Source organism: Arthrobacter sp. 01T428, assembly GCF_056398685.1.
In genome coordinates this window covers 29706-50802 of the sequence record NZ_JBFTPW010000024.1, presented here as the reverse complement: position 1 = coordinate 50802, position 21097 = coordinate 29706, and the positions used below count along the sequence as shown (strand labels likewise).

Below are 21097 nucleotides of genomic sequence, written 5' to 3'. Positions count from 1 at the left end.
GCCGGAAACCCGACATACGTGAGCGAGCGTCCGCAGAAAGTGCCACATACGTGAGCGAGCGTCGGGGCTAGCGGAGCACGATGTCCACGGGGTTGGCTTCGGAACGCCATTCGCCGGGCGCGCCCGGGGCGCCGATGACGGGGGCCGTGAGCACGCCGGAGCGGTTGGTCCGCTTGTCGCGCAGGATTTCCGTGACCGAACCAAGATGCCGGGACAGGTCGATGACGTTTTCGGGGGCGGCCAGCAACAACTGGAAGCCGAACTCGTGCAGGGCCTTGATGCCTGCGCCGGCGAACTCCTCCGACGCGAGGACGAACGCCTCGTCCATCATCACCGTTCCGTACGTTGTGAAACCCTGCTCGGCGATGCCCAATTGGTAGCTCAGGGCCGCCGCCATGATGAACGCAGTGAATCGCTGCCGCTCGCCACCGGACATCGATCCGGTGTCTGCGTGCATGTACACCTCGGTCTTCTTGCCACCCCGCGGGCCTTGGACGGAGCGGTGCTCCTTGCACTGGATGAAGAGGTGCCCGCGGACATCCAGCACCTCGGCTCGCCAGCGCCGGTCCTCGGGGGTCTGCGAACCGAGCCGCTTGACCAGGGTTTCGAGCGACTTGTAACGGTTGGTGAGTTCGACGTCGTCGTCCGCCTCGGGTGAGCCCGCGGCCCCCGAAGCGGCGCCGGCCGCGCGGGACGGCCGCGAGTGGCGCGTCTTCAACGCGTTGTGGATGGCGTCCTTGAACTGCTTCGCAGTGGCGGGCAGCGTCTGTTTGATATCGAGTTCCAGGAAGCTGCCCTCGTGGAAGTTGACCTCGGACAGGATGCCGTTGAGGGGAAGGATGCGGCTCGTGATGGCACGGCGTTCCTCGTCTAGCAGGTGGAGAAGCGTGCTGAACGATTCGTGCGTGCGCTGGTTGAAGAACTGCCGGAATTCGGCCTCCTGCGCGGGCAACCCTTCGCTGACGATCTGGTGGTAGCGGGACTCGAACTCCCCCGCGGCGCCGATCGAGGTCCCGTGGTCCGCGGAAATGGCGGTACCCCATTCGCGCACGAATCCTTCGAACATGCGCGTCAGCCGCTCGGCCAACGCCTGCCCGCGCGACTCAGTGGCATGCAGTTCCGCCAAGAGCTTGCTCCGGACTTCGGCAGCCAGGGTGTCGAGTTCATGGAGCTCGCCCACCTCGCCGAATGCGCTGAAGTACGGCTCGAGGGCGGCAACGGTAGTGCCCGACGGCGGCGCCTGGTCCAGGCGGTTGCGTGCGGCATCCAGGAGGGCGTCAGCCGTGGTCATCTGCTGGTCGAGCGTCTTGTATTCGCTCTGCAACACCGCCGCCGACCCTGTGGAGGACTGGTGCTTTTCGCGCACGGCCTCGATGTTTGCCCGCAAGGGCTCCAAGTCGGCCTGCGCGGCCAAGGCATCCTTGAGCCGCTGCTCGATCTTCGCGAGTTCCTCGGCCGCCACCGCTGCAGAGACCTGTTCCCAGCCACGCTCGTCGTCGGCGATGCGACGCAAGGCATCGAGCTGGCGGGTCATGCCTTGGTGCGAATCCTCGCGGCTTTGGGCGAGTTCGGCGGCCTTCAGAAGCTCGTTCTCGAGCTCGCCGACCTTCGCGGCCACGAGCTCCAGCTTGGAAGCGTTGTCGAAACCGAGAACATAGTCTTGCCGGCTCGTGAAACGATCGTCCTTCTCCACTGTGTGCCTGTTGCGCTTGACCACTCCGCCCAGGCTCAGGCCTTTGTCCAACTTCGCGAGCTCGTCCGGGTCTTCCACGCACGGGTACGCGAAATCGAGGGCGATCCGCTCGCGGATCCACTCTCCGGCGTCGGCGTTCGCCCCCAAGGTGAGGATGTTCAGCTTCGTGAGCAAATCGCCGTCGGACACGTCCTCCACAGCCAAGGCCCCGCCCGCGAGCGGTTTGGACACGTCCACTGCCCGCAGCGCGCCGCGGACCGTGTTGTCGTTCAGGTAGCGCGTGACGGCGGCGAAGTGCTCTCCGGGAACAAGCAGCGTCGTGGCGAGGTTCCGTAAAGCACGCTCGGCCGCGGGCCGCCACTGTTCCTCCCCCTCGGCGAGGTCTATCAGCTCGCCTCCAAAGGGCATCCGGTCCTCGGGAACGCCAGTGGCTGCCGCGATTGCGGCGCGGTTTTCAATGCTCGACGGCGGCAGGAGGGACTTGCGCGTCTTCAACGAGACGAGCTCCTGCTGGGCTGCGGCGAGTTCGCGTTTCTTGGTGGCGTGGCCGTCGAAAGCTTCGAAGCGGAGTTCCCGCAGCGCTTCCGAATCGTCCTTGAGTTCGGCGGAGCGGCTCGCTGCCTGCTCGTGGGCCTGCTCCCAACCCTCAGCCGTCCACTCAAGGTTGAGTCCGGCGTCGGCCAATGCTTGGCGTGCCGCCTCCTCCACCTGCTGGCGAAGCTTGAGGCCGACCCGGGCATTTTCGAGCGACTGCTCGATCGCCGAAATCGCGTTACCGCCCTGGTTGTTGTAATCCGACTCGAGCTGGCGAAGCTCCTTGGCGAGCGCGTCCCGGACGCCCCGCTCGGCGCTGAGCTCCTTGGCTTTCGCCTGGGCAAGGTCCTTGAAACGGGCCAAAGTCTTGGCATGGACCGTGACCGAGAGCTGCTGCTTGTAGGCGTCGAATTCCTCGCCGCTGAGCTCCCGGAGCCGGTTGGCTTCCAGCAACGACTGGGCATACTCCTTGTTCATCCCAGGGACGGGGGCGAGCTGGTCGCGCTGCTGGCGCACGTCCTCCAGCCGCTGCCTGATGGACATGAGGTTGCTGAATTCCTCGACGACGTCGTCCGCAGCAGTGAGCGTCGCGGGCGCGTCGAGCACCTGGTCGCGGAAGAACGTGTTGACGCTGCCGCCGAGCCCCTTGCCGGCCTGGATCACCCGCAAAAGCGGAAGCGCCTGGTCCGAGTTGATGCCGAGAAGCCGCCGGAAACGCTCCGCAAAGGCCTTGTGCACATCGAAGATCTGGGCGTCCGGGAAGATTGTCTCCAGCGCGCCCTTGGTGAAGCGCTTCTCCGCGATGCCCTCAATCGCGCCGAGATCCAGGGGCTTGTTGTCAATCACATAGAACCGGCCGACGCTGGACTCCGTGCCGTTCTTGGGCAGGTCGAAGAGGGCCGAGATCGTCACCTGGGTGCCGGCAGCGTTGTCGAACGTCAGCGCGACGGCGGACCACGTGGCACCGGGGCGCTGGAAGGCACTCGCCGAACCCTCGCCCACGGCCTTGTCGCCCACTTTTCCACGCATGTACGTGAACGTGGTCCTCTTGTCCTCCACAGCCCCGCCGGCCCGCTGCGCCGCAGCCTCATTGGAGCGCGGACGGGCATCGAAGACACGCAGCATGGCATCGAACAACGTGGACTTGCCGACGCCTGAGTTGCCTGTGAGCAGGGTGCCGTTGCGGTCCACGTGCATCGTGTGGGCGCCGTGGAACGTGCCCCAGTTGACCACCTGGACCAAGGCGAGGCGCATCTGGCCCGGGTTGGTGAGTTCGCCGATCGGAAGCATCGTCGCAATGGTCACTTGGCTGCCTCCTTGGTTTCGTCAGTTGCGTCAAGTGTCGTTGCGTCAGTTGTGGTCGCCTTTGCCTCCGCGGTGGATGCGTCACCACTGCTGTCGGTCACCACGTCGTCCTCTTCCCCGGTGTCGGACTCAGCGTCGTCGTTGGAGTTGGGGTCGTCCGTTTCCGTTAGTTCGATGAGGGGTTCAGTGCCTGATTCGTCGGCTGCTACCGCGATCAGTGCTTCGATTTGGGCCGGGATGTCGCCGATGTTTTCGAAGGGGAGCGCCAGGGGGAGGGCCTTGGAGATCGCGAACGTGTCCTCGATGCCCGTGGGCAGGAGGAGTTGGCGGGCCAGGAGCTTCGTGATGGTGCGGTTCACGACGTCGGTGTCGCGGAGGGCGTCTTGTTGGCCGGATGGCTGGTAGTGCGCCACGAGTTCGGCGATTTCTTCGCGGGTGATCACAGGCTCGGTCTGGGCAGTGACGTGGCGGTCGAGAAGGAGCCTCAGGCGCAGAAGCACGATGGTTTCGACCCGGCTCAACGCACGTTGCTGACGAAGGATGCTCGAGCGGGTGCTTCCTCCGATGGCTTCTGGATCGACGGGACGGAGCACCGCGATCTTGCGTTCGTGGTCCAGTTGCAGGTTCAGGAAAAGCTCGGAAAGCCGGCTGCGGAGGATCACTTGGTTGTCCAGAAGGGTGGTCCAGAGCTTTTCGTCGCGGCCGCCGTCGACATACGGACCCTTGAGCAGCCGCACGAGAGCCTGGCGGACCTTCATAGGCAGCACGCCGGTGTCGCCCGGGAACAACGCCGCGCCGTCTACGAATGTGTCGCGCGGCGTGACGCGGAAGGGATCGGAGTGGACATGCTGCGCTATGTCCACTCTTTGTTCCGAAGAGGGGGCATGCTCGGTGGGGTGGGCGTCAGTCATCGGAATCCTTAGTCAGGGTCACGAGCGGCAGGTACGCGGTGCGTGTGCTGCCATCGATTTGTTCGAAGTCGATGTTTTCCCAGGCGGCCCGGTCGAACGCCGCACCACCGTGCAGCGCTTCGGACAGGAGGGCCCGGACGGTGTTGATGTGCCGTTCACCCTCCGGGAGGTTCGCCCAGGCCTCTGCCAGTGTGGCTGCGCCCGCCATGGCGGAGCGGACGACGTCGGGCCTTGCCTTCGCGGAGCGAAGTGAACGCACGCGGTCCGAATCGCTGAAGGCGATGGGGTCGGCGAGCTTTGGCGGCGCCGCGAACTCATCCGGGTCAAAGAGCTTGACCATGGCGAGGGATTCGAATCCCGCATTGAACAACACCGGGCCGCGGACCAGGCCGGGACGGTCGCGCTCGTACGGCATCGAGCGGATAGCCTGTTCGGCTTCGCGCAAGACCTGCCGGAGCCGGACGGACTGGCGGATATCGTCGCTCTGGATGTAGTTGTTGAGGCTCTCCGAAAGCCGGCCGTAGATGCGCTGGATCTGGCTGTGCTGCGTGCGCAGTTCCGCCACGAGGTTCTTGAGGGTTTCCCTGTCCTCATGGCTGAGGTCATCCGCGAATTGGCGGCTCAGCACGTCGCCGATCGCCGAACGGAAGCGCAACTGTTGCTGCGGGTCCTCAAGGAACGCCGTGAAGGAACGGAAGGTACGGCCTTCGGGGCTCTGCCGCAAGCGTTTGTCCGCCTCCAGGACCTGCGCCATCGTTGCACCCTTGCTGAGCGACTCCTCGATGATCTGGTTGCGGAGCTCGCCTACCAGTTCTTCGATGCGGTCACGCATCTTCTTGTAATCGGCAGGCAGGCTTGCCGCAAGGTCCAGGATGTTCCCGGCTGCTTCGACGGCTTCCTCATCATCCAAAAGACCGTCGAAGTCGCCGGAACTGATGTCTTCGATCAGCTGCTGCCGCTCCTGGATCTCCTCTTCAAGGGATTCCAAACGGGCGCTCTGGTCCGGGTTCGTCTCGTTGGCGAGCTTTTCGACGTCGCCCAGCAACGTCCCGAGCCTGGAACCGTTGAGCGTGGAACGTTCGCTGGAGAGGCTGTCCAGGAATGCCAGGACTCTTGCGGCGGCCTCGGTGATTTCGTAGACGATCTGGCCGGACTGGCTGCGTCGGGTCAGGAACTGCTTTCGGGTCCATTCGTCCGCAAAGGCCTTGCCGCTCCCCTGGCCGCCCAGCCCGGGATCCTGCCTGCGGAGCTGCTCGAGGAAAGCGTCGACGTCGGCATGGAACTCTTCGAGCGGCAGCTGCGGTTTCGTTCGGGTGAAGGATGCCTGGAGCACCGCGATGACCCAGGGCGCCGAGCGCGTGAGGGCCCAGGCGGGGCCTTTGGTCAGGAGTTCGAGATCCCTGAGCCGCGCACTGATGGCGTCGGCTGAGGACATTGCTGAGCGGGACACTTACTCTCCTTCAGCTGCCGCGGAACCTTCTGGCAGCGGAAATCCCGAAAACTGCCCCGTACAAGGTTAACGCAGGGTGCGCCGCAACCCTTCCGTGATCTACCTCCCGGTAGGGTTTCGATCGCGTATCAACAGTCCCGACGCCGGTGTCGTTGCTAGCTGAACCGATGACGCCGCCCCTAATGTCGACACCAACGACGTCGACGCTCCGACGTCGGCTTTGGCAGCGTTGCGGAGGGGACCCAATGCAGTTCGACTTGACGACCTTAGACACCAGCACTTATGTCTTCGCGGGAACACTAATCCTTGGCCTGGTTCTGGCAGCCTTCATCGCGGTAGCCGCAATGGCCGCACTTGCGTTGCTCGGCGCCGGAAGCCTCGCCTGGTACACCGTGAAGAACGTGCTGGGCGGGCTGGTCCACGGCATCAATTTTGCGTGGGACCAGCTGGTCCACCAGGCCGGAAAAGTGGAACTGCCAGTGGAATTCCCGTCCCAGACCGCCCCTAGCACAGGTACCTACCCGCGAGTAGCATTGAGGGACAGCTGAAGGGTCCACCACCCGAGGCGGATCCTGGGCTCGAAACCGGCACAACCGGCAAGAGGAGTCCTCCCATGACCTCCGCCACTGACAACAAGAGCAACGGCGTCACGGCCGCAGAAGCCCGCGCAGTCGCCGAGGCCGCCCGCGACACCGAATGGAACCGCCCCAGTTTCGCCAAGGGGCTGTATTTGGGAGACTTCGATCTGGGGCTGATCCATCCTTGGCCCCAGGCAAGAGCCGACGACGTCGAGCGCGGCGAAGAGTTCATGGCGAAGCTGACGGAGTTCTGCGGCACCATGTCCGGCCGAGCCATCGAACGCGATGCCAAGATCCCGGACGAATACCTCGCTGGCCTCATCGGGTTGGGCGTTTTCGGCATGAAGATTCCGCGCGAGTACGGCGGCTTGGGCCTCTCGCTGGTCTACTACGGCAGGGCGTTGGCGCTGTTGGGATCAGTCCATCCGAGCCTCGGCGCGTTGCTCTCGGCCCACCAGTCCATCGGCGTCCCGGAGCCGGTCAAAGTCTTCGGCACGCCCGAACAAAAACAGGAGTACTTGCCGCGTTGCGCCGCTGGCGCCATCACGGCGTTCCTGCTGACCGAGCCCGACGTCGGCAGCGACCCCGCCCGGATGGGCTGCACCGCAGTGCCAAGCGACGACGGCGAGTCCTACCTTTTGGACGGCGTCAAACTTTGGACCACCAACGGCGTGATCGCCGAATTGGTAGTGGTCATGGCGGTTGTCCCTGCCCGCACAGCCCCCGACGGGACGGCACTCAAAGGCGGGATCACGGCGTTCGTCGTGGAAATGGACTCACCCGGCATCACGGTGGAGAACCGCAACGCCTTCATGGGCCTGCGCGGCATCGAGAACGGCGTGACACGGTTCCACCAAGTCCGCGTACCTGCAGCCAACCGGCTGGGCCGCGAAGGCCAGGGACTCAAGATCGCGCTCACCACACTCAACACTGGCCGGCTTTCCATCCCCGGCCTTTGCGTGGCGGCGGGTAAGTGGTCGTTGAAGATCGCCCGCGAATGGTCCAACGCCCGCACCCAATGGGGCCGTCCGGTCGGAAAACATGAGGCCGTCGGCAAGAAGATCGCGTTCATCGCCGCCACCACCTTTGCCCTTGAAGCCGTTTTCGAACTGTCCGCCGAGATGGCCGACGCCGGCCAGAAGGATGTGCGGATCGAGGCTGCGCTGGCCAAACTTTGGTCCACTGAACTGAGCTACACGGTGGCTGATGAGTTGGTCCAAATCCGGGGTGGCCGCGGGTTTGAGACGGCAGATTCCCTGGAGGCCCGTGGAGAACGCGCGGTGGCCGCCGAGCAGTTGCTGAGGGACATGCGCATCAACCGGATCTTCGAAGGCTCGTCCGAAATCATGCGCCTGCTCATCGCCCGCGAAGCCGTCGATGCCCACCTTTCGGCCGCGGGCGAGCTCGCCTCCGCGGACGCAACCCTGCAGGAGAAGGCGCGTGCCGCCGTCGGCGCCTCAGGTTTCTACGCCAAATGGCTCCCTAAGCTGGTGGCCGGAGCCGGCATGGACCCCCGGTCCTACAGCGAGTTCGGGCGCCTCGCGAAGCAACTGAGGTATGTGGAACGGGCTTCGCGCCGGCTCGCCCGGCAGACTTTCTACGGCATGGGCCGCTGGCAGGCAAGGCTCGAATACAAACAAGCGTTCCTCGGCAGGATCGTGGATATCGGGGCCGAGTTGTTTGCCATGGCAGCGTGCTGCTCACGGGCCGAGATGCTGCTGCAGACCGCACCGGAGCAAGGCGCGGCGGCGTACGAGCTCGCCGAGGCCTACTGCGAGCAGGCCCGGATTCGCGTGGACGGATACTTCGATCAGTTGTGGCGGAACACCGACGACGTCGATCATGAGTTGTCCTCGAACGTCCTCGCCGGCGACTATGCATGGCTTGAGGCCGGAATCCTTGACCAATCCGAAGGAACGGGTCCGTGGATCGCCGATGCCACCCCGGGCGCCTCGTCGAAGGAGAGCCTGCACCGGAAGTACCGCTGAGGCCTGCTGCCGATCGACGCGGCTAGCCGACGTCGCCGTCGAGGTAGTACCAGCGCCGGTCGATCCGCAGGAAGCGGCTGTTCTCGCGCTGGACTCCGCGTTCGCCGTCGGAACGGTAATGTGCTGCGAACTCGACCGTCCCTTCGGTGTCCAAGGGGCCGCCTTGGCGCGTGGCCAGGATGTCCAGCCTGCGCCATTCAATGTCCGGGTCCAGGTCCAGCGCGGCAGGCCTGGTGTCCGGGTGCCACGTGCGCAAAAGGTAATCGGTGTCAAGGACAACAAAGGCGGAGTAGCGCGAACGCATGAGCTGTTCCGCCGTGGGCGCGTCAGCGTCTCCGCGATGGAAGCGTCCGCAGCACTCGGTGTACTGCTCTCCGGACAAACAGGGGCAAGCGCCTAGTCGTAGGCGGGCCGGATCGAGTGGCATTGAAGCCCTATCTTGAAGAGAAGGTGAGAGCTAGGCAACAAATTCTGTCACAGCAGATAACAGCTTCGAAACAACCTCGGCGAGCCGGAGTTTGGCGGATGATTCCTTAAGATTTCGCCCTTAGGCTAGATGACATGCCCGCAGACCTTCGGTTGCGGCGTCCACCCCACAACTCTGGCTCGAGGAGGCTACGTGGAGGATCCAACAACACTTGGCCTCAATCTGACTTTTTTTGGAACGCTCGGGCTGGCTTTGTTGATGTCCATTGGTTTGGGCTTCCTGATGGTTGTCACTTTGGTGCTGGCCGGCGTCGCGAAGCTGGTTTGGATCATCCTGCTCGCGATGGTCGGGATCTTCCCGAAACGCGATGCCGTACCGGTTGTGCACTTGCCACCAAGGCCTCGACGTGCCCCCGTCCCGCCGTCGGATTCCGAGGAACCGACCTCGGCGGACGACGGCTTGCTGGGCGCAGGGCCGTCCGTTCCCCGGAAGCCGCGTCCTGGGTTTGCTGGGACCACCAAGCTACTGTGGTCGGCGTCGTGGTCAGCCGTCCGGAACGTCCCTTGGAAGTCGCTGGTCAACCCACGGACGTGGCCCAAGCCTGCCCAGATCAAGGACGGTATCGCAGCCACAGCCACAACCCAGGCGAAGGAACATCCTTTTGTGGTCGCGATAAAGCAGGATCCTCCGGTCCTGAACAGCCAGTGGGCTGCCGCCGTCGCCGAGGCCGATGCCCGGGCTGCGGCACGCGACGCTGAACGGGCCGGGGAAGCGTCAGCTTCGGACCCGGAACCGCCGGCTTCCGGGGAACCCGCTGAAGCGAACGTGGCGGAATCGTCGGGGACTGGCACGCCGGTCCGCGAACACCGGGGAGAACCACATGGCGGCAAACCCGTATCTTCCGGCCGTGTGACGGCCTCAGCAGGGTCCCGCCCCCGGGCCTAGCGCCCCGCAGTGCCCGCCTGACCCAATCCTCAGTGCCCGGCCGACCCAACTGACTAGCATTTGTTGTCGTTTTGGAGGCTCATAACGACAACAACTGCGGGTCAGTTGGGGCCGCGACCAAGCTCACGCGGCCAATTGCCTGAACCCGGCCCCGTGGTAGATGAGGGGCTCGGCGTCGTGGTTGATCTCCACGGACTTCACTTCGAGGACGACGATCGCGTGGTCACCCGCCGGGGTTTCTGAGACCACTTCGCATTCAAGCACCAGCGCTGCGCCGTCGATCAACACCGCCCCGGCGTCGCTCGTTGAGGTCGCCAGGCCAGCGAATCGGTCCTGGGTCCGCGAGGAGAGCTGCAGGCACACGGCTTCCTGGCCCTGGGCCAAGATGGAAACACCCAGTCGCGGGGCGCGCCGGAGCTTGGGCCATGTGGTGGAGGAGTTCTGCACCGCGAACATGACCAGCGGTGGTTCGAGCGAGACTCCCACTGTGAAACTCGATGCCACCAGGGCCTCCGGCACGAATCCGACCATGGCACTGAAGGCCGCCACGCCTGAGGGAAATTGCGCGAACGCCTGCTTGATCGATGCGGCTCCATCCACCGTTGCCTGGGTCATGGCGGGTTCCTTTCTCTGTAGTTTCGTGCCTGCCTTTCTACTAATTCACTCGGGGCCGATAACGGCAATATTTGTGTATTCGCGTGTCGAATGAAGTCAATTCATAATTCGTCATTCCTTGTTTCATTACCCCGCAATACGAAAAGCGAAGAATTTGTACGTTTTTCGAGTGCCCCGGGGCACGACATGTGTAGCGTCGTGTCAATCCATTGCACAGCCTTGATTCTTCACGGAGGAAGCCGGAGATGAGCCTCAGCGAGCTTCGAACCCTGGGACGCACGGGTGCCCTGATCAGCCCCCTTACCCTGGGAACCCTCAACCTTGGGACGGGTTCGGCGCCCACGGGCGCAGAGGAAAGCGTCCGCATCATCCATTCGGCCCTCGACGCCGGCATCACCAGCGTCGATACCGCGGACATCTATTCGCAGGGCGAGGCGGAAGCCATTGTGGGCCGGGCCCTCCACGGCAGGCGGGATGATGTTTTCCTTTCCACCAAGTTCCACGGACAAATGGGGCCGAATCCCGCGCATGCAGGCAATTCCCGGCGCTGGATCATGAAGGCCGTGGAAGGCAGCCTGCACCGCTTGCAGACGGACAGGATCGACCTTTACCAGGCACACCGTCCGGACTACAACACCGACGTCCTGGAAACCATCACGGCCCTCAACGACCTCATCCGGCAGGGCAAGATTCTCTACTACGGAACGTCGGTGTTCACGCCGTCGCAGCTTGTGGAGGCACAGTGGATCGCCACCACCAACCACCTCATACCGCCAGTGGTGGATCAGGTGCCCTATTCCTTGTTGGTCCGCGCGAATGAGCGCGACGTCTTTGCAATCACGCAGCAGTACAACCTTGGCGTGCTCAGCTATGGACCGCTCGACGGCGGCTGGCTCTCCGGGAACTACCGCGTGGGAGTCCCCCAGCCCGCAAGCTCCCGCGCGTCGGCCGTTCCCGGGCGCTTCGACGTCTCTGCACCTTTCAACAGGAACAAACTCCTGGCGGCCGATGCCTTGGGCCGTGTCGCCGAACGGCATGGGCTCACCCTCATCCAGCTTGCTGTCGGCTTTGCCCTGAACCATCCGGCCGTCAGCAGCGTGGTTATCGGTCCGCGCACGGAGGACCATCTGGTCGACTACCTCAAGGCCGCGGATGTTGTCCTCAACGAAGCCGTGCTGGATGCCATAGACGAGATCGTGGCGCCCGGTACCAACTTCCTGGAGCGCGACGCAGGTACCGTTGTCCCCCACCTTGAATATGCGGAACTTCGACGCCGGTAACCGGCTTCGCGTTGGAGCCGCCGGTTCGCGCGCCGACTATACTCGTTCGCAATCATGACTAGCCTTCCGACTTCCGCCCAAACATCAAAAACCGGCAATGTGCGCATTGATGCCTGGCTCTGGGCGATCCGCGCTTACAAGACCCGTTCCGCTGCCACAACCGCTTGCCGGGCGGGGCATGTGCGAATCAACGGGAACCCGGTCAAGGCTTCACAGTCCGTGATTATCGGCGACACAATCCGTGTACGGCAGCCCGGCTTCGAGCGCATCCTTGAGGTCCGCAGGCTCATTGCGAAAAGGGTAGGGGCCGAAGCAGCGTCCCATTGCTTCACCGACCACACACCGGAGCGTCCCGCCGCGCCCGCCCTCGGGCTGCCGCAGCGCGATCGCGGCGCGGGACGGCCCACCAAGAAGGACCGGCGCGACATGCAGAAGCTCAAAGGTCAGTAGAAGACCGGGCCAAAGGCGGGTCGGGAAGCTCGCCGCTCGGACCGGCGTCGGGCAGTTTTGTCCCTCGGCTCTGCAGGAGCGTGAGCGCCGCGTAAAGCGACGGCGTAAAGTGGCAAGGGACGCCGATTCTGGACGCCGCGCTGCCGAAGGAGAGAACGTGACCATTGACTGGGACGAAAAACGGGCCTTGCTACAGGAGCCCAACATTGCTGCCGTGACGCAGCTGTGCGACGAACTGATGGCCAAACGGCCCGGTTCCACCGTGCCTTACATCGATCCGGTGCATGACGAAGATGAGTGCCGGATCGTCACCCTCCAGACCAGCCCCGGGCGGGCCCCCACCTCGGGTTTCGTATCGCACCTCAACGACGACGACGCCGCCCGACGTGCGCAGCTGATCTATGACTCGGCCGACTTGGACGTCCGCTACGTCATGCCGTGGAACTGCTACCCCTGGGTCCGCGACCCCGAACTGCCGCCGGCACTGAGCGCACAGGAGAAGACCGACGGTCTCCGTCCGTTCCGCCAGTTCCTCAAGATCAACAAGAGAGTCTCCGCCGTCGTCGCTCACGGCGCGGAGGCCGCCGCTTTCCTGGCACTGTTCGAGAAGACGTACCACTCGCCGCTCCGGCAGCACGGGATCAAGGTCTACAAGGCAAGCGCGCTCGGTGGACGGGCGTTTGCCTTGTCCGAGGCGAAGCAGCAGGAACTCCTGGCAAAGAACATCGAAACCTACCGGGACGCCATGCAGAGGGCGGGCATCCAGCACCTGTAGGGAAGCGCTTAGGACCCCACGACGGCGCGAAGGACTTCCCCTGCGGTATCTTCCCATCGCGGCAACTCCCCGCTGGCTGCCTCGGCCGCTGACTGCCATCGCTTCCGTAGGGCAGCGTCGCCCAGCCATCTCCGAAGGATGTTCTCCAACGATCCGATTCCCGCGGTGAGATCGATGGCTCCACCGGCACCCTGGGCTCCGAGCGCTCCGACGGCTCCGGTTCCCTTTCGGACCACTACCGGTATGCCGTGCGCCAGGGACTCCTGGACCACCATGCCGAAGGACTCCGAGTGTGAGATCAACAGACTGAGGTCAGCCCGGTTCCACTGGTCCTCCAGGGCCGGGCCGGAGAGCTCGCCTGTTGTTTCCACCCGTTTTTCCAGTCCATTCCGGAGGATGCGTTCCTGCACGGCTGCGGCGTACGAAGGGTCTGCTTTTGTGGAGCCAACAAGCGCCGCTGTCCACGCCAGGTCCTTGATCCGTGCCAACGCGTCGACGAATAGGATCTGGTCCTTATTGGGGAGCAGCACGCCCACCATGATGAAATGCGGTACCGCCCCAGCGTCTCGCGAACTCGGGCGTGTTTTCGATGGGAGATCTACCCCGGGGATCGCCAAGTGCACGTTGCCCAGGCCTAGGGTTCTGGCCGTTTCGGCAGTCCGGGAACCAGTGCAGAGAAGACCTGTTGCAGCGCGCAGCGCGCTCGTTTCTACTGGATTCTCCCCGGAAGGGGGCATGTGGAGCAGCACCCAGACACGGCGCCCGGCAGCGGCTGCGCTCTCAATTTCCGCGGGTGCACCCGAGGCAATCAGGCCGTCGACAATGTAGATGGCCTGTTCCCCTCCGGTAAGTGCAGCTGCAAAGCGGTTCCGGTCTGCTGCACTCCCCAAAGGCCAGCCGCCGTCGAGCGTGCAGACCGAGACCTCCGTGCCCAGGCCCCGGAGGGCTTCAGCCAGCTTCGCGTTGTAGATGTTTCCCCCGGAACGATGGCGCACATTCGCGGGCAAAATCATGCGGATCTTGACCAAGGGCTACTCCCCTCCATAGAGCCGGTTGTTTGGCCTCGCAGTCCTCAGACCATGGTGCTGACCATATAACCCGGGCGGGTGGTGTGGTAGGTGAACTGCACATCCGGCGCGGGGCATCGGCGGTAGATTGTGGGCATGGGACAGACTTCTTCAGACCGCCGGGACGTGTTCGCTGATTGGATCTTGAGTGTCGCGGAGTTCACCCACGCACACTGGTTCTTCGGCAACCTCTATGAGGCCATCGTCAAAATCCCGGACCGGGTCGCGGCCTCGGCAGCGAGCAGCGAACTCCCCCGAACCCCCTTTGGAGCGGGAAGCCCCGGGCGCTACTACGCGCCGATCGCGCCTCTCAGCGCCCCTGCCGCCGTCGCTGCCCTCGTCGCGGGGTGGAAGCATTCCGACAATCGGGCTTGGCTGATGGTGGGCGCAGCCAGCTCCGCCACGGGGGCAGCAGCTACGGCGTACCTGCTTCGGTCAGTCAACCCCAAGCTTTTCTTCAGCCCCTATCCGCTCGAAGAGACTCGCCGCAGGCCCCTGTTGAAGCGCTGGTACAGGGTCCACGCCCTCAGGCTCACGGCCAGCGCGGTTGCCCTGGCCGCCATCCACCAGGCCCGCACGATCCGGCTGAGAAGTCACGGATAAGAATCCGCCGTGGGCGCCGACAAAGATGCGGCGTACAATATTCTGTACGCAACTCAGGGAGATCACCATGCGCACACTCAGCTACTCGGAATCTCGAGCCCACTACAAGGAAACTCTCGACGCCGTCACGAATGACCGCGAAGAAGTAATCATTACCCGGCCAGGCAAGGAAGACGTCGTCATGGTTTCGCGTGATGACTACGAGTCCCTCCGTGAGACCGCTTACTTACTGCGCAGTCCAGCCAACGCGCAAAGGATCCTATCGTCCATCGAGGAACTGGAAGCTGGCCGAGGCGTGACCCGGGATATCGTTGAATGAGGCTGATCTGGTCCTCAGCGGCGTGGGACGACTACGTTTGGTGGCAATCCCAAGATCGCAAGACGCTAAAGAGAATCAACGGGTTGCTACAGGACATAGCCCGGCACGGCAATGAGGGCATCGGCAAGCCTGAACCCCTGAAACATGGTTTCCACGGGTATTGGTCACGGCGCATCACGGACGAACATCGCCTGGTGTACAAGTTCGTCGAAACTGACGATGGCGTCGAAGTGCTTATCGCCGCTTACAGGTACCACTACGGCAATTGAGGGAAATGCTGGCGGTTCCTGATCCGCGATTCGCCGAAGTCAACTCCCACCTGGCCAATCTCCCACGGTCCGCGGCCCCTGTGCAATGGCCTGCCCACAGCCACATGGGGTACCCATCGAGGCGAGCGGAATCCAAGGGCAGGGGAGCTGAGGATGAAGTCGTCGATGTTGTCGACAAGCAGTTCATCCAGGAGTTCATGAAGCGCGTGTACAAGGGAGACCTGAAAGTCATGCACCGAGGCGGGCACATCTACTTCCAGTCCGCACACTCCGCCGCTGCCCAGGACGATCAGGCTTTCGGCGCTGCCGGAGAAGGCCTCCAGTACGGGCAGTGCCTCAAGCCACGCGACGGTCCTGAGCATGGCCGAATCGGCGCGGGTGTTGCCTTTGGTCCAATCAGCCACGTCCCGGCAGAAGTCATCCAGGACGCCCAAGTGCAATAGCGTCATGTGCAATCCCCGCTGCCTGCGCAAGGCAAACACGTACCGCGACAACTCCTCATAGTCCGCAGGCCCTGCCCCGACACCGAGGACCGGCACCTCCACTGTGATGGGCGGTGCTGTCTGTGTCGTTGAATCCCATCCCCCGCGCGGACGGTTGGCCATGGGAGTAATTATGCTCCCAACATTGACACCGCCCTGTGACCCGTGCCATATTCGTAGAGTGAACCTGTCAGACAGCCGGACAGCCGGACAGGCCGCCACTGGACAGCCAGCTGTCAGCCAGAAAGCTGCAGCTGGCCAGCGCACCGCCACAAGCGGCGCCGTCCCCCGGCCGGCCCAAGGAGCCCAAGGGGCCCAGCCAGCCAGCCCCCGGCCCCTCGCCCGCTTCAGTGCAGCGGAAGCTGTGTTCAGCGCCATCCGCCAGGACATTGAAAACGGAGCCGTGCAAGTGGGGGCCAAACTCAGCTCCGAAGCCACCCTGGCAACGCAATACGGGGTGAGCCGCTCGGTCATCCGTGAGGCGCTCCGCTCCTGCACTGCGCTGGGACTGACGGTCACCAAGACCGGCAGAGGCACGTTCGTCGTCGCGGACAGGGTGGCCAACGACCTCACACTCGGCCAGTACTCGGCACGGGACCTCAACGAGGCCCGCCCCCATATCGAAGTACCGGCAGCCGGCCTGGCTGCGAAACGCCGCAGCCCGGAAGAACTTGAGCACCTCAAGGAAATTGTCGATTCAATGGCAGCCGAGACCGACCCTGAGACCTGGGTCAGCCTCGACGCCAGTTTCCATTCTGCCATCGCCCGCGCAAGCGGCAACAAGGTCTTCGAAAGCGTTGTCGCAGACATCCGCGAAGCCCTAGCCCATCAATCCGAAACCTTGAACATGGTGGCCGACCGCCAGCATGTTTCAGACGATGAACACCTCCGCATCGTCGAAGCCATTGAAGCCGGCGACTCCCCAGCCGCCGAAGCCGCCATGGCCGACCATCTCAGCGCCGTCAGCGTTGCGTTGGACACCATCCTCAGCAAATGATCCACCAACTGAAGGAAGTCATGCCCACCCCGCATGCAACGCGCACCGCTATGCCCGCAACCACCCCGGCAGGGACGATTCCGCCAACCCCGCGCCACGTCCCCCTCGCGGAACAGACCCGCGACGGCCTGGTCGAGAGCGTCCACTACGGCTCCCTGATCGCAGTAGGGCCTGACGGTGAAACACTCCTCCAAGCGGGCGATCCCGACGCCGCGTTCTACCCGCGGTCCTCCCTCAAACCGCTGCAGGCGGTCGCCATGGTCCGTGCGGGACTCAAGCTTCCGGAGAACCTCCTCGCCCTCACCGCCGCAAGCCACTCCGGCGCCGCGATGCACCTCGACGGTGCCGCACGCATCCTCGAAATGCACGGCCTGGACAAAAGCGCGTTGGAAAACAGCACCGACCTTCCCTACGGCATCGCCGAGCGCGAAGCATGGCTCCGCAGCGGCGGCGAGCCCACCCAGCTCGCACAGAACTGTTCCGGCAAGCACGCATCCATGGCCGCCACGTGCGTCATCAACGGCTGGCCGGTCCAGGGTTACCTGCACCCCGAGCATCCCCTCCAAGTGCTCGTGAAGGACACCATCACCGAACTCACGGGGGAAGACGCGTTGGCAGTCAGCACCGACGGTTGCGGCACCCCGCTCTTCGCCCACAGCCTGCACGGCATGGCCCGGGCCTATGGCCGCATGGCGGCGGCGGACAGCACGGAAGCGGAAGGCCAAGTAGCCCACGCGATGCGCGCCTTCCCGGAGATGGTGGCCGGCGAGGGGCGCGACGTCACAGCGATCATGCGTACAGTACCCGGGTTGCTCGCCAAGGACGGCTTCGAAGGCCTCCAGCTCATCGGCCTGCGGAACGGCACAGGCATCGCCATCAAGATTTCCGACGGCGCCGACCGCGCCCGCATGCCCGTCACCGTCCGCGTCCTTGAGGAACTAGGGCTCGACGGCGGCCAGCTCGCCACGCTCGCCAGCCCGCCTGTGTTGGGCGGCGGCCACCCTGTTGGCGTGCTCCGTGCCGCGAACTTCCTTGCATCCAACTGACGCAGCCAAACAAGCACAAAGACCAAAGGACAGCAATGACTTCTGCCGTGCCCACCACGACAATTCCAGGGTTCCGCTCGGAACACGATCTCCTCGGTGACCGCGACGTCCCTGCTGATGCCTACTGGGGCGTGCACACGCTGCGTGCCATCGAGAACTTCCCCATCACCGGCCACCCCTTGGCCAGCAACGCCAACCTCGTCAAGGGCCTCGCCGCGGTCAAGCTCGCCGCTGCCCGCACCAACCGCGAACTCGGTCTCCTCGACGACGAACGGGCCGACGCCATCGAACAAGCCTGCCAGGACATCCTGGACGGCAAGCTCCACGAGCAGTTCATGGTGGACGTTATCCAAGGCGGTGCCGGCACCAGCTCCAACATGAACGCCAACGAGGTCATTGCCAACCGGGCCCTTGAAATACTTGGCCACCCCAAAGGCGAGTACGCCAGGCTGCACCCGAACGACCACGTCAACCTGAGCCAGTCCACCAACGACGTCTACCCCACCGCCGTCAACCTGGCCACCATTTTCTCGGTCCAGGGCCTTCTCGAGGCTCTTCAGGAACTCCAGGTCGCCTTCGCGGAGAAGGGCCAGGAATTCCGCACGGTGGTCAAGATGGGCCGCACGCAGTTGCAGGACGCCGTCCCCATGACCCTCGGCCAGGAATTCGGCGGCTACGCAGTGACCGTGGGCGAGGACCGGGCTCGACTGGCCGAGTCCCAGCTGCTCATCCACGAGATCAACCTCGGCGCAACCGCCATCGGGACCGGCCTGAACGCTCCCGTTGGATACGCCGCAGCGGCCTGCAGGCACTTGGCCGAGATCACCGGCCTGCCGCTGGTCACCTCGGTGGACCTCATCGAGGCCACCCAGGACGTAGGCGCGTTCGTCCACCTCTCCGGTGTGCTCAAGCGCGTCGCCGTCAAGCTTTCCAAGATTTGCAACGATCTCCGCTTGCTGTCCTCCGGACCGCGTGCGGGACTGGGCGAGATCAACCTCCCGGCTGTGCAGTCGGGATCGTCCATCATGCCAGGCAAGATCAATCCGGTGATCCCGGAAGTGGTCAGCCAAGTGGCGTATGAAGTCATCGGCAACGATGTCACAGTCACCATGGCAGCCGAAGCCGGACAGCTCCAGCTGAACGCCTTCGAACCGATTATCGTCCACAGCCTCCACAAGAGCATCTCCCACCTGGAAGCCGCGTGCCGCACACTCACGTCGCGCTGCATTCGGGGCATCACCGCGAATACCGAACACCTGCGCCTCACCGTAGAGCAGTCGATCGGACTCGTCACGGCACTCAATCCGCACATCGGCTACGCCTCCGCCACCGCCATCGCCCAGGAAGCGCTGGCAAGCGGCAAGGGCGTCGCCGAGCTCGTTCTCGAACACGGCTTGCTGACCTCGGAGCAGCTCGATGAGCTCCTCCGCCCCGAACGCCTGGCCAACCTCAGCAACTAGGCTGAGCCGCGCAGAGCGTCCGACGACGGCGCCACTCACCAGCCGCCGTCGGGCCTGAACACGCGAAGAAACAGGCCGGACGGCAAGATCCGGACCCCCAACAGGACACCCCCTAAGGATTCCCATGACCAATGCACCCATCACGGACCACACGGTCCCTCCGCAGGCGCACTCCACTGAAAAGCTCCTCCACGCCGAGGACAAGGGCTATCACAAGAGCTTGAAGCCGCGTCAGATCCAGATGATCGCAATCGGCGGCGCCATCGGCACCGGCCTGTTCCTGGGTGCCGGCGGCCGCCTCAACGCTGCGGGCCCTTCCCTTGTCATCGCGTACGCGGTCTGCGGCTTCTTTGCCTTCCTGATCCTGCGCGCGCTTGGCGAACTCGTGCTGCACCGCCCGTCCTCGGGCTCCTTCGTCTCCTACGCCCGCGAGTTCTTCGGCGAGAAGGCTGCGTTTGTGTCCGGCTGGTTCTACTGGATCAACTGGGCAACCACCACCATCGTGGACACCACGGCCGCGGCCCTCTACATGAACTTCTTCGGCAAATACGTCCCTTGGATCGGAGTCGTCCCGCAGTGGGCCTGGGCACTGATCGCGCTTCTGGTGGTGCTTTGCCTGAACTTGGTCTCGGTCAAGGTCTTCGGCGAAATGGAGTTCTACTTCGCCCTGATCAAGGTGGCCGCGCTGGCGGCGTTCCTGGTGATCGGCACGTACTTCGTCATCTTCGGCACGCCGGTACCGGGCCAGGAAGTGGGCTTCAGCCTCCTCACGGACCACGGCGGTATCTTCCCCACCGGCATGCTGCCCATGATCATGCTCATGCAGGGCGTTCTGTTCGCCTACGCCTCGATTGAGCTTGTGGGCACGGCAGCGGGCGAAACAGAGAACCCCGAGAAGATCATGCCCAAGGCCATCAACTCAGTGGTCTTCCGCATCGCCGTCTTCTACGTCGGTTCCGTCATCCTGCTGGCGTTGCTGCTGCCGTACACCTCCTACGTCAAGGGTGTCAGCCCGTTTGTGACCTTCTTCGGCCACATCGGCGTACAAGGCGTGGACGTGATCATGAACCTCGTGGTCCTGACCGCCGCCCTGTCCTCCCTGAATGCCGGGTTGTACTCCACGGGCCGCATCCTGCGCTCCATGTCCGTGGCCGGTTCCGCTCCCAAGTTCGCCCAGCGCATGAACAAAGCCGGCGTCCCCTACGGCGGCATCGCCATCACGGCCGGCGTCTCCCTGCTCGGTGTTCCGCTGAACTACCTCGTACCGTCCGACGCCTTCGAGATCGTCCTCAACGTCGCCTCCGTGGGCATCATCGTCACGTGGGCCACCATCGTCTTGTGCCAGATGCAGCTCAAGCGCTGGGCCGACAAGGGCTGGCTGAAGCGTCCGTCTTTCCGGATGTTCGGCGCCCCCTACACTGGCTACCTTTCGCTGCTGTTCCTGGTGGGCGTGCTGGTGATGGTGTTCATCGACTCTCCGCTCACCATGCTGGTTACGGCCATCGCCTGCGCGCTCATTGTGGTTGGTTGGTACATGTGCCGCAAGCAAATCCACGAGATCGCCGCAGCCCGGGACGGCTTCACGGGCAGCTCGCCGGTCATCGCCAACCTGCCGGTTGCCGGTGCCGAGGACAGGATCTAGCCCCCAGTACTGAGTGCCCGACGGCGGCACCCGCGGTTCCGTTCGCGCGGAACCCGGGTGCCGCCGTCGTGCCCCCCCCAACTGATCCCCACCGCCACCCTCGCCTCGCAAGTCCCCACCGGCTCCCAGCCTTCGCAAGCTCAGGCCGGGGCCCTCGCCGGTGTGGCCCCACGGCCAGGGAACCCTGGCGGCGTGGGCCCACGCATTTGTTGTCATTTTGGAGCCTCATAACGGCAACAACTGCGAGGTAGTTGGGTGCCA

General features: G+C 64.1%; 20 protein-coding genes. 13 read left to right on the top strand and 7 right to left on the bottom strand.

Annotated elements, in window-relative coordinates; all coding sequences use genetic code 11:
* Window positions 1-67 precede the first annotated feature (67 nt).
* The 3 genes from AC1DJB_RS20255 to AC1DJB_RS20245 are packed head-to-tail and all read right to left on the bottom strand — an operon-like array spanning window position 68 to window position 5893.
* A complete protein-coding gene (locus AC1DJB_RS20255) occupies window positions 68-3532 on the bottom strand; it encodes an ATP-binding protein (RefSeq protein WP_476910758.1) in 3465 nt (1154 codons plus the stop codon).
* On the bottom strand, window positions 3529-4443 hold the full coding sequence (locus AC1DJB_RS20250) for a DUF4194 domain-containing protein (RefSeq protein ID WP_084784478.1): 915 nt from the start codon (window positions 4441-4443) through the stop codon (window positions 3529-3531). The genes AC1DJB_RS20255 and AC1DJB_RS20250 overlap by 4 nt, the downstream gene beginning before the upstream one ends.
* Window positions 4436-5893, bottom strand: coding sequence for a DUF3375 family protein (locus AC1DJB_RS20245; protein ID WP_441433589.1), 1458 nt, complete (start codon window positions 5891-5893; stop codon window positions 4436-4438). Before AC1DJB_RS20245 ends, AC1DJB_RS20250 begins: the two co-directional genes overlap by 8 nt.
* Before the next feature lie 245 nt (window positions 5894-6138).
* Here AC1DJB_RS20245 and AC1DJB_RS20240 point away from each other — a divergent pair, with 245 nt between their 5' ends.
* Complete coding sequence (locus AC1DJB_RS20240) at window positions 6139-6441, top strand: hypothetical protein (RefSeq protein ID WP_059388681.1); 303 nt, start codon at window positions 6139-6141, stop codon at window positions 6439-6441.
* 65 nt (window positions 6442-6506) lie between these two features.
* On the top strand, window positions 6507-8459 hold the full coding sequence (locus tag AC1DJB_RS20235) for an acyl-CoA dehydrogenase family protein (protein WP_441433590.1): 1953 nt from the start codon (window positions 6507-6509) through the stop codon (window positions 8457-8459).
* Window positions 8460-8481: 22 nt separating this feature from the next.
* On the opposite strand, the gene AC1DJB_RS20230 is transcribed toward AC1DJB_RS20235, so the two are convergent.
* Entirely contained in the window at window positions 8482-8886 is a 405-nt protein-coding gene (locus AC1DJB_RS20230; protein WP_441433591.1) for a YchJ family protein, read from the bottom strand.
* Between the two features lie 192 nt (window positions 8887-9078).
* On the opposite strand from AC1DJB_RS20230, the gene AC1DJB_RS20225 reads away from it, so the two are divergent.
* Window positions 9079-9831 carry a hypothetical protein gene (locus AC1DJB_RS20225; protein WP_441433592.1) on the top strand — a complete coding sequence of 251 codons (753 nt, stop codon included), beginning with the start codon at window positions 9079-9081 and terminating at the stop codon, window positions 9829-9831.
* 123 nt (window positions 9832-9954) lie between these two features.
* Here the strand turns inward: AC1DJB_RS20225 and AC1DJB_RS20220 are convergent, their stop codons facing one another.
* Window positions 9955-10446 carry a flavin reductase family protein gene (locus AC1DJB_RS20220; protein ID WP_307053260.1) on the bottom strand — a complete coding sequence of 164 codons (492 nt, stop codon included), beginning with the start codon at window positions 10444-10446 and terminating at the stop codon, window positions 9955-9957.
* 245 nt (window positions 10447-10691) lie between these two features.
* Here AC1DJB_RS20220 and AC1DJB_RS20215 point away from each other — a divergent pair, with 245 nt between their 5' ends.
* From AC1DJB_RS20215 to AC1DJB_RS20205, 3 genes are all read left to right on the top strand, one after another.
* Window positions 10692-11726 (top strand): aldo/keto reductase, encoded by a 1035-nt coding sequence (locus AC1DJB_RS20215; RefSeq protein WP_307053259.1) that lies wholly within the window; start codon window positions 10692-10694, stop codon window positions 11724-11726.
* Between the two features lie 54 nt (window positions 11727-11780).
* Entirely contained in the window at window positions 11781-12176 is a 396-nt protein-coding gene (locus AC1DJB_RS20210; RefSeq protein ID WP_236813437.1) for an RNA-binding S4 domain-containing protein, read from the top strand.
* A gap of 157 nt (window positions 12177-12333) precedes the next feature.
* Window positions 12334-12951 (top strand): uracil-DNA glycosylase family protein, encoded by a 618-nt coding sequence (locus tag AC1DJB_RS20205; RefSeq protein ID WP_059388685.1) that lies wholly within the window; start codon window positions 12334-12336, stop codon window positions 12949-12951.
* 8 nt (window positions 12952-12959) lie between these two features.
* On the opposite strand, the gene AC1DJB_RS20200 is transcribed toward AC1DJB_RS20205, so the two are convergent.
* Window positions 12960-13979: a glycosyltransferase family 4 protein gene (locus tag AC1DJB_RS20200; protein ID WP_476910757.1), complete on the bottom strand. Its 1020-nt coding sequence runs from the start codon at window positions 13977-13979 to the stop codon at window positions 12960-12962.
* Between the two features lie 135 nt (window positions 13980-14114).
* Here AC1DJB_RS20200 and AC1DJB_RS20195 point away from each other — a divergent pair, with 135 nt between their 5' ends.
* From AC1DJB_RS20195 to AC1DJB_RS20185, 3 genes are all read left to right on the top strand, one after another.
* On the top strand, window positions 14115-14621 hold the full coding sequence (locus AC1DJB_RS20195) for a hypothetical protein (RefSeq protein WP_332602901.1): 507 nt from the start codon (window positions 14115-14117) through the stop codon (window positions 14619-14621).
* Window positions 14622-14688: 67 nt separating this feature from the next.
* Entirely contained in the window at window positions 14689-14940 is a 252-nt protein-coding gene (locus tag AC1DJB_RS20190) for a type II toxin-antitoxin system Phd/YefM family antitoxin (protein ID WP_306963534.1), read from the top strand.
* Window positions 14937-15209 carry a Txe/YoeB family addiction module toxin gene (locus tag AC1DJB_RS20185; protein WP_306963537.1) on the top strand — a complete coding sequence of 91 codons (273 nt, stop codon included), beginning with the start codon at window positions 14937-14939 and terminating at the stop codon, window positions 15207-15209. Before AC1DJB_RS20190 ends, AC1DJB_RS20185 begins: the two co-directional genes overlap by 4 nt.
* Here AC1DJB_RS20185 and AC1DJB_RS20180 read toward each other — a convergent pair.
* The gene (locus AC1DJB_RS20180) at window positions 15197-15814 is read right to left on the bottom strand and encodes a hypothetical protein (protein ID WP_332602900.1); all 618 of its coding nucleotides are present in this window, start codon (window positions 15812-15814) and stop codon (window positions 15197-15199) included. The two genes, AC1DJB_RS20185 and AC1DJB_RS20180, sit on opposite strands and share 13 nt — an antisense overlap.
* Before the next feature lie 58 nt (window positions 15815-15872).
* Here AC1DJB_RS20180 and AC1DJB_RS20175 point away from each other — a divergent pair, with 58 nt between their 5' ends.
* From AC1DJB_RS20175 to AC1DJB_RS20160, 4 genes are all read left to right on the top strand, one after another.
* Window positions 15873-16688 (top strand): FadR/GntR family transcriptional regulator, encoded by an 816-nt coding sequence (locus AC1DJB_RS20175; RefSeq protein WP_284991977.1) that lies wholly within the window; start codon window positions 15873-15875, stop codon window positions 16686-16688.
* A 20-nt stretch (window positions 16689-16708) separates the two neighbouring features.
* Window positions 16709-17734, top strand: a complete 1026-nt coding sequence (locus tag AC1DJB_RS20170; RefSeq protein WP_370872242.1) for an asparaginase — start codon at window positions 16709-16711, stop codon at window positions 17732-17734.
* A 35-nt stretch (window positions 17735-17769) separates the two neighbouring features.
* Complete coding sequence (gene aspA / locus AC1DJB_RS20165) at window positions 17770-19194, top strand: aspartate ammonia-lyase (RefSeq protein WP_441433594.1); 1425 nt, start codon at window positions 17770-17772, stop codon at window positions 19192-19194.
* A gap of 124 nt (window positions 19195-19318) precedes the next feature.
* On the top strand, window positions 19319-20836 hold the full coding sequence (locus tag AC1DJB_RS20160) for an amino acid permease (RefSeq protein WP_059388690.1): 1518 nt from the start codon (window positions 19319-19321) through the stop codon (window positions 20834-20836).
* Window positions 20837-21097 lie beyond the last annotated feature (261 nt).

Bases quoted from the DNA above. Each gene is read 5' to 3' on its own strand.
- AC1DJB_RS20250 (WP_084784478.1), bottom strand. From the start codon at position 4,443: ATGACTGACGCCCACCCCACCGAGCATGCCCCCTCTTCGGAACAAAGA.
- AC1DJB_RS20190 (WP_306963534.1), top strand. From the start codon at position 14,689: ATGCGCACACTCAGCTACTCGGAATCTCGAGCCCACTACAAGGAAACT.
- AC1DJB_RS20160 (WP_059388690.1), top strand. From the start codon at position 19,319: ATGACCAATGCACCCATCACGGACCACACGGTCCCTCCGCAGGCGCAC.
- AC1DJB_RS20240 (WP_059388681.1), top strand. From the start codon at position 6,139: ATGCAGTTCGACTTGACGACCTTAGACACCAGCACTTATGTCTTCGCG.
- AC1DJB_RS20215 (WP_307053259.1), top strand. From the start codon at position 10,692: ATGAGCCTCAGCGAGCTTCGAACCCTGGGACGCACGGGTGCCCTGATC.
- AC1DJB_RS20210 (WP_236813437.1), top strand. From the start codon at position 11,781: ATGACTAGCCTTCCGACTTCCGCCCAAACATCAAAAACCGGCAATGTG.
- AC1DJB_RS20230 (WP_441433591.1), bottom strand. From the start codon at position 8,886: ATGCCACTCGATCCGGCCCGCCTACGACTAGGCGCTTGCCCCTGTTTG.
- aspA (WP_441433594.1), top strand. From the start codon at position 17,770: ATGACTTCTGCCGTGCCCACCACGACAATTCCAGGGTTCCGCTCGGAA.
- AC1DJB_RS20180 (WP_332602900.1), bottom strand. From the start codon at position 15,814: ATGGCCAACCGTCCGCGCGGGGGATGGGATTCAACGACACAGACAGCA.
- AC1DJB_RS20220 (WP_307053260.1), bottom strand. From the start codon at position 10,446: ATGACCCAGGCAACGGTGGATGGAGCCGCATCGATCAAGCAGGCGTTC.
- AC1DJB_RS20185 (WP_306963537.1), top strand. From the start codon at position 14,937: ATGAGGCTGATCTGGTCCTCAGCGGCGTGGGACGACTACGTTTGGTGG.
- AC1DJB_RS20195 (WP_332602901.1), top strand. From the start codon at position 14,115: ATGGGACAGACTTCTTCAGACCGCCGGGACGTGTTCGCTGATTGGATC.
- AC1DJB_RS20170 (WP_370872242.1), top strand. From the start codon at position 16,709: ATGCCCACCCCGCATGCAACGCGCACCGCTATGCCCGCAACCACCCCG.
- AC1DJB_RS20235 (WP_441433590.1), top strand. From the start codon at position 6,507: ATGACCTCCGCCACTGACAACAAGAGCAACGGCGTCACGGCCGCAGAA.